The sequence below is a fragment of the Oleiphilus sp. HI0079 genome, from assembly GCF_001635105.1.
The window spans coordinates 1-1511 of record NZ_LWFT01000869.1 but is presented as its reverse complement, the minus strand read 5'-3'; the positions used below and the strand labels follow the sequence as shown (position 1 = coordinate 1511).

Below are 1511 nucleotides of genomic sequence, written 5' to 3'. Positions count from 1 at the left end.
GCTGGCAGGAAATACCGACATCGCCGTACACTCGATGAAAGATGTGCCAATGCACTTCCCAGAAGGGCTCGAACTCGCCGCCATCTGCAAACGAGAAAGTCCGTTCGACGCATTTGTAAGCAACCAATACGATTCCATTGACGCACTACCTGAAGGGTCCGTTGTTGGAACCTCTAGTTTAAGGAGGCAAAGCCAAATTGCTGCCCTTCGGCCAGACCTGCAGATTAAAGGCTTGCGCGGCAACGTCAACACGCGCCTCGGCAAACTTGATGCCGGAGAGTACGATGCCATCATTCTTGCCGACTCAGGTTTACGTCGACTTGGCTTTCACGATCGAATTAAACAAGTGCTGCCTGCTGAGCAGTCTTTACCCGCCGTAGGCCAAGGCGCGCTCGGGATTGAATGTAGAAGCAACGATACCGAAATAAAAAAATTGCTCGCACCGCTAATTGATGAAGAAACCAACCATTGTGTTTTGGCAGAACGAGCGATGAATACACGCCTTGAAGGCGGGTGCCAAGTACCCATTGCCGGCTTTGCTGAACTGAATGGCGATATACTCACTCTTCGAGGTTTGGTCGCCGCAATTGATGGCTCGAAAATTCTCACCGCAAAAAGTTCGATTTCGATCAAACAGAGTCAGCCAAAAGTGCTTGGTATCGATATCGCCGAGCAGCTCCTCGAGCAGGGAGCCGAAGCACTTCTTGAAGCTGCGTATCAATCATGATCAAAGCCATTCTCGAAGGGCACAAAGTACTTGTCTGCCGACCTGAACCGTCAGCCTCTGAGCTGTGCAAGGTATTGGAGTCAGTTGGCGCAGAGACCTACTCCCTGCCTTGTATTGAGGTGCGAACGCTTGCTCTGACACCTCAAGTCAAAAACATCATTTATGCCCTTGATCAATACGAAAAAGTGGTCGTGGTGAGCCAACATGCAGCAACACAGTTGATCCACTACGTGGATGAGCTGTGGCCCCAAGCGCCGGCTGATCAGAAGTGGTTCGGTATTGGCCGAAAAACCACCCAACTGCTTGCAGAAGCAGACCTCAGCGTCTCCATCCCGGATCAGGACTATAGCAGCGAAGGCCTGCTCGATACGCCTGAACTTAATCACGTCAAAGGCCAAAAGATTCTGATTGCGAAAGGCAAAGAGGGTCGAAGCAAGCTGGAGCAAGGCTTGAGGGATCGAGGGGCAAAAGTCACCACAATTGAATTATATGAGCGCGTTACACCAGAATACTCCGATCAAACGCTTCAAGAGAGTATCAGTGATTTTGGCGCGACCAGCATTGTCACTCTCAGCGCAGAAACCTTAGACAACCTCCATTCTCTCGCAAAATCTATTAGTGCAACCCCAACGGGGACTAGGCTTATCGTTCCGAGCGAGCGCGTAGCGAAGCATGCTCAAAGCTTGGGTTATCAAAAGACGCAGGTTTCTGAACAGCTCAGACCAATCGATATCATTAAAGCTCTGGCTCGGCCCGCTTAAATGAACAATTGCTAAGTGAAAAG

The 1511-nt window shown here is 50.4% G+C and carries 2 protein-coding genes; both read left to right on the top strand.

Annotated elements, in window-relative coordinates:
* Positions 1 to 727, top strand: a 727-nt coding sequence (gene hemC / locus A3750_RS16220; RefSeq protein WP_156498653.1) for a hydroxymethylbilane synthase, incomplete at its 5' end; no start/stop codon positions are given.
* Positions 724 to 1488, top strand: a complete 765-nt coding sequence (locus A3750_RS16215; RefSeq protein WP_068456973.1) for a uroporphyrinogen-III synthase — start codon at positions 724 to 726, stop codon at positions 1486 to 1488. The genes hemC and A3750_RS16215, both read left to right, overlap by 4 nt.
* Positions 1489 to 1511: the final 23 nt, after the last annotated feature.

What these genes read in the sequence shown, in the direction of transcription:
- A3750_RS16215 (WP_068456973.1), top strand. Translation starts at nt 724, where the DNA reads ATGATCAAAGCCATTCTCGAAGGGCACAAAGTACTTGTCTGCCGACCT.